The sequence below is a fragment of the Okeania sp. SIO3I5 genome, from assembly GCF_010672085.1.
Taxonomy (GTDB): Bacteria; Cyanobacteriota; Cyanobacteriia; order Cyanobacteriales; family Microcoleaceae; genus Trichodesmium.
On the sequence record NZ_JAAHHT010000376.1, the window covers coordinates 1 to 6097 of the forward strand.

The 6097-nt window shown below is 33.2% G+C and carries 3 protein-coding genes; all 3 read right to left on the bottom strand.

Features of this window, described 5'->3' with window-relative positions:
* Window positions 1-228: 228 nt before the first annotated feature.
* Window positions 229-1764, bottom strand: a complete 1536-nt coding sequence (locus F6K40_RS38065) for a helicase C-terminal domain-containing protein (protein WP_293144839.1) — start codon at window positions 1762-1764, stop codon at window positions 229-231.
* Window positions 1765-1769: 5 nt separating this feature from the next.
* On the bottom strand, window positions 1770-3284 hold the full coding sequence (locus tag F6K40_RS38070) for a pentapeptide repeat-containing protein (RefSeq protein ID WP_293144842.1): 1515 nt from the start codon (window positions 3282-3284) through the stop codon (window positions 1770-1772).
* 541 nt (window positions 3285-3825) lie between these two features.
* Window positions 3826-5412 carry a pentapeptide repeat-containing protein gene (locus F6K40_RS38075; RefSeq protein WP_293144845.1) on the bottom strand — a complete coding sequence of 529 codons (1587 nt, stop codon included), beginning with the start codon at window positions 5410-5412 and terminating at the stop codon, window positions 3826-3828.
* Window positions 5413-6097 lie beyond the last annotated feature (685 nt).

Here is a 6097-nt window from a genome sequence, read left to right on the forward strand (position 1 = left end):
CCTAACTCATTACTCCTAACTCATTACTCCTAACTCATTACTCCTAACTCATTACTCCTAACTCATTACTCCTAACTCATTACTCCTAACTCATTACTCCTAACTCATTACTCCTAACTCATTACTCATTACTCATTACTCATTACTCATTACTCCTAACTCATTACTCCTAACTCATTACTCCTAACTCATTACTCATTACTCATTACTCATTACTCATTACTCCTGCTATAACCATGTAGTATCCAAGTAATCAATTTTGGCAAAGGGGCTAAGAGCAGCTAAAATTTGCTTGCCATAACTACGACGAATCACACGACTATCCAATACTGCAACGATGCCTTGAGATTCTCGCACAGAGGCAATAGCACGTTGCAAATCTTGTAGTGCTTTTGGTAAAAGGTATAATCTGAACCAATCTAAACCTCGTTGCTTGTAAAAATTGACTCGCCCAGACACTAAAGGATGTTCCAAAGATGGAAGGGGTAAAGTAGTAATTATCAATAATTTAGGTGGTTTGAGTTCTCTTTGATGTTTTTGCCAAAATTCCCAACCGCTAATTAAAATTCCATTTTTTTTAGGAGAAGTTGTTTCTAATTGAACTTGGGAACCAAATTCAGAGGCCAAAACAGCACCCACTTGAGTTTTAAGTGGTACATCTCCGATGAGGATCGCTATTAACCCATCAATAGCACTGGAACTTATATGCAATAGAGTCCGAATTTCTGCAATTAATGCTGTTTGAAATTGAGGTGTATTAGGCATTGGTAGGCCATTGGGTAAATATAGTTGAATCATCTCATTGCGACGATCAGGAGAAAATTTAACGCAGGTTAGATCCCCTAGTCCCATCATCTGTCTATAACTATTAGCTTGCGTCTCTAAATCTAATGCTCCTCCAATAATCACGACGGGTTGTTTAGTCCAAATATTCTTGAGAGCTTCAGATAAATCATAAGGAGTACAACATAGAGAAAACGATCCTCTCTCGCGATGAATTTCTGCCCATCTGAGTTGTCCATTGCTTTGCCACTGAAGCCAAAAATTATGATTCAAATGATTACTCTGTAATTCTTTGTTTCTTAGAGGTAATGACAAACCTTCCATGAGATTTTCTAAAATCTCTTGCTCATGTTGTTCAATTAAGTAGCAATTGTAGGGATTAGCTGGATGTTGGAAGAGCGATCGCGTTAAGTTTACCCTTGTTTCTCGAATCAAGTCAGCTTGATCGGGATAAACTTGCATTAGTTCATTCCAATTAGTAGGTAAAAAGCTAGTGGTTAAATAATTTTGTACCCAAGTTTCTAGATCGTCTGCCCAATCAATAATAGTGGGAATATCTTTAGTAAAATAGTCATTCTCCCATTGACTAACTAACCAAGCTTCGGGGGTCATTAGTAGTAGTCCATTAAAATTAGCGTCTTGTGGCGGATAGGTTTGGATTGCTTTATTGGGCAATGATGAACTAATCTGAGAGTGATTTGCCAGTAATCTAGGAATTTTGACAGTTAATAAATGTTGTTGTACTGGTTGAGGAGCAACTAATATGGTTTTTTGGGGCCACATTAAGATTGGTAGCAGATAACTTAATTGATATTGTTGATTATGACTACCTGGTGGAGAACCTGTTTGAATTAAAGCACTACGTCCCAGTCGCAAAGCTCTTGCCACTAGCCGGGCCATGGTTAAATTATGGGGCCAGTGAGGTTGAGTTTGCGATCGCAGGAAATTCAATAGTGATTGATGGACTTCTACTTCGATCACAGACTTTAACCAAAATGATAAAAGCTGTTAATAAAATCAGCTACTTTATTATCAGGGGGTAAAGAAAATTTTTGTTGATTATTTTTACTTATGTTTTCCCCAAAATCTGGATTGCTACTTACTACTAAACTCTTTCCACTTGAATTATTTAAAATTAACTTAGTAGGAGCTGAAAAAAAATTAATGTTGTGTCTAAAAGACTCAAGAATTTTTTTAATCCTCTGATTTTTTTGGATGAGTTCTGCCATACTAATGTCTAATTCTAATATTTTTTCCTTAATTTTTTCTAAGGGGTTATTTTTGACAATTTCTATAATATTAACTTGAGATTTTTTAGCATCAGTAAAAGGAAATATTGCTATAAATGCTACTACAAATAATAGTTCATCACTGTCTAATCTAAAATTCAAAGTAGTTTTTTGGTAGCGAGCTTCAATACTAGGAGGACGGTTAATAAAATCATAATCCTTAGCCAAGTGATAGTAAGTTGTAGCAAGAGCAACATTAGCTTTCAGGTCTAAAGTTGAATCAACAATAATTTCAACTATTGGAGATTTGTGGTTAAAAAATCTCTTAGATTCTGCTGATGTTTTAAAGTTATAAACTTGACTACCATCTCCATTAGGACTAACATCAATCCATTCACAAACAATATCTTCAGCTTTAATATTTAATCTAGGGACTTCATAAAGTTTTGCTCCGGTTAAAATTGCTCCTGATAAATCTACTCCCACTAAATCAGCTCTGAGTAAATTAGCTTCAGTTAGATCGACATGAACTAGACTAGCATTAGTTAATTTTGTGTTAGTTAAATTCGCTCCACGAAGATTAGCTCCACTCAATTTAACATTACTGAGGTCCGCATTAGTTAAGTCAGCTCCATTAAGAATAGCCCACCTAAGATTAGCCCCATTAAATTTAGCATTCCTTAGATTGGCCATACTTAAATGAGCTTGTCTCAATTCAGCATTGGTAAAATTAGCCCCTTCTAGATCCGCTTTTGTCAGATCGGCATTATGTAGATCAGCTTGTTCTAGATTAGTTCTTTGTGCTAAAGCAAATCGCAAATTTACACCACTCAAGTCGGTTTGGCTTAAGTTAGCTTCTGTGATAATTACTTCTCTCATATCGGCGCCACTGAGATTGGCTCTGGTAAGATTAGCTAGAGTTAGTTCTGTTCTGACTAATTCTGCTTTAACTAGGGTAGCTTCTACTAAATTAGCTCCACTCAGATTAGCTCGGACTAAATTGGCCACGTTGAGAGTAGCTTGGTTCAATATAGCCTTTTTGAGATTGGCGCTACTAAGGCGGGCTATATTGAGATTAGCTTTAGTGAGATTAGCTTCACTGAGATTTGTACCACTGAGATTACAGACAAATAAAATAGCATTACTGAGATTAGTTTTGCTCAAGTTAATCTGACTCAGGTTGACTTCTGTCAAGTTGATGCCAGCAAAATTTCTTTTTCCTTGTGTATATTTTTCAACTAATTCGTATCTTTTTAATATTTCTTCTGACATTTGTTATTGAGTAATCAAGTTTACTAGATATAGCAATTCTTATACTGTTGATGTACAAAATTCTAGGTGTTATAACAATTTGATATAATGTTTGCTACAAATAGTTGGGTTCAACAATTAATAATTAATAATTAATAATTACCTCTCCTTAAAAGGGATAGGATTGACTAATCATGAAAATTTTTTCTTGTTTCTCCTTGCTCATGAGAGGCTTTAAACCTTAATTATTCGGTAATTCTTAGGAGTCAGGAGTAGTAGGGGCGATTTCGTTCCGAATGCTGTCGCTTTCCGCTTAATTAGGAGCATGACAAAGGGAAATCGCTCGTATAGGAGTCAGAATGAATAGGTTTGAGATACCTTTTATATCTTAACTTATCTTTTTCGTTAAATATAAGTTCCCTACTATTAAAATTACTCACTTATGACTCTTGACGAAAAAAAAATATGTCGGAAAACTTTTGATATTTGGTTTTAGAGATTCGATATAATTATTTTTTTTTGTCTTTATAAACTACAAATTTTATACAATAAAATCAAGTTATTAAGAAAAATTTTTGACGAATAATACTAAGTTTTTATAAAATTGTTGATTATCTATAAAAGAGTTTACTAAATATTGGTCATTGATATTTTTTGGAGTTAAATAATCACAGATTTCTTGAGTATAATCAAAACTATTTGTCAGACAAAAATCTTCTCCTCTTGAATTAATTATCTTAATTTTCAAAAAGGAACTAAAAAATTTTAAATTTGATATTTTCAATTGAGCATTATTAGCTTTTAATTCATCAATTATTCTTTTCACTTGATTCAGGCTTACCCTAATCTTAGCAAAACGATTTGATGTTCTAACATCTAAATTTCTAGAGTAGTCTTGAGAGATTTTATTGATTAATTCTAAGAAATAATTTTGAGTTAATGTAGATACTTTAAATGGATAAATCATCAAATATGCAGTAGTAAATAACTCCTCATCTTTATCTACTTGAATTGATAATTTCGTTTTTTTAGAATTTACTTCGATATTAGGAGGTAATCCCAAAACATTATATTCTTTATAAATTTGACGATATATACCAGCTAAAGCCAAATGAGCATCATGATCTAGAGGTGAATCAACTATAAATTTTACAGTTGGTTGACTACCATTAAAAAAAAGCTGAGATTCTTCTGGAGTCAAGTTAATAATTTTGCTACCATCACCATTAACACTCATATCAACCCAATCACAAGTAATATTTTCTGCAGTCATCCTAAATCGTGATACTCCATAAAGTTTACTACCTGTGAGGGTAGCTGATGTTAAATCTGCTCCTTCAAAACTAACATGAATTAAATTACTTTTAGTTAAATCCGCATTAACTAAAACAGCATTAGATAAATTAGAATTATGCAAGTTTGCCCCATATAAATTGACGCTATTGAGTATAGCTGAATCAAGATTAGCTCCACTCAAATTAGCTCCTGTTAAATCAGCCCCTTTCAAATTAGCTCCTTTCAAATTAGCCTGACTCAAATTAGAGAGAGAGAGATTAGCTTGTATAAGTTCAGCATTGCTAAAGTTAACTCCTCTCAAATCAGCTTTACTAAGATTTGCTCTATGTAAATTAGCTCTTTCTAAGTTAGAATTTTCTAGGCAAGAATTTCGTAGATGGGCAGAATGTAAATCTACTAATTGTAGGTTAGCTTGTTTTAAAATAGCTTCTCTTAAATCAGCTTCTATTAAATTAGCGCCTTTGAGATTAGCATTACTCATATTTGCCCTAATTAACTCTGCCCGAATTAACTTGGCTTCTATCAATTCAGCATAACTTAAATCGGCCTGAATTAGGTTAGCAAGATTGAGATTTGCACCGTTGAGTTTGGCATGGGTGAGATTGATTTTAGTCAGTCTGGATACATTGAGTTTTGCTCCATTCAAGTTAGCTTCACTAAGATTAGCTTCACTGAAATTAGTCAAATTTAATACTGCTTGACTGAAATTAATCTGATTAAGATTAACTTTGCTAAGATTGGCTTCACACAGAATAATACCTGTAAAGTTTTTTTCTCCTTTTGTGTATTGTTGAAGTATTTGTTCTTGATTCATACTTTGAGAATATATTTGTGATTTTTTGTCTGGGAGCATAGATTTGAGTAGTTAAAATATAGTATTTTTATTTTTCTGCCGATATCGGAAACTAAAAAAAATAAAATTATTGATATTATTTGACTTGTTATTTTTTGACATTATACTGTCTATTCCATTTCAATGTGAGACAGTTATTCTAGTAGATTGCCCTGACAAAAATTAAACGTTAATTCGATACTTTAAAAATTCGTATTATACCAAGTGTGAAAAAAGAATGTTACAAAACTCTAGTTATAGGGACGGGGAATATAAAAACCGTGGATAGTGATTCGTAGCACACATTTATCAAACTGCCATTAGAGCTATGATTACTGTAATCATATATTACAGAATTGACTTTCAGCAATTAACAATTAACAATTAATAATTACCTCTGACTTTTAGGGAGAGGATTAACGAAGAAGGAAAAATTTTTTCTTCTCTTCGTCGATTGGATCTGGCTAAGTTTCCTCAGCATCCCACCCTACGGGAAATTTAGTTTTTCATGTCGGCGACAGCGGAAGTGCGTAGTTGTGCGCTAGCTAAACGACCACTTTTTATCCTTAAAAGGGGAGGGTTTAAACCAGAATTATTTAATTATTAGCTATTAATTATTAATTATTAATTATTCGGTAATATTGTATTTATTTTATGTAAGCATTCAGCTATTAGCAGTCAGCTCTCAGCAATAAAAATGAATGAG

Bases quoted from the DNA above. Each gene is read 5' to 3' on its own strand.
- F6K40_RS38070 (WP_293144842.1), bottom strand. From the start codon at position 3,284: ATGTCAGAAGAAATATTAAAAAGATACGAATTAGTTGAAAAATATACA.
- F6K40_RS38075 (WP_293144845.1), bottom strand. From the start codon at position 5,412: ATGCTCCCAGACAAAAAATCACAAATATATTCTCAAAGTATGAATCAA.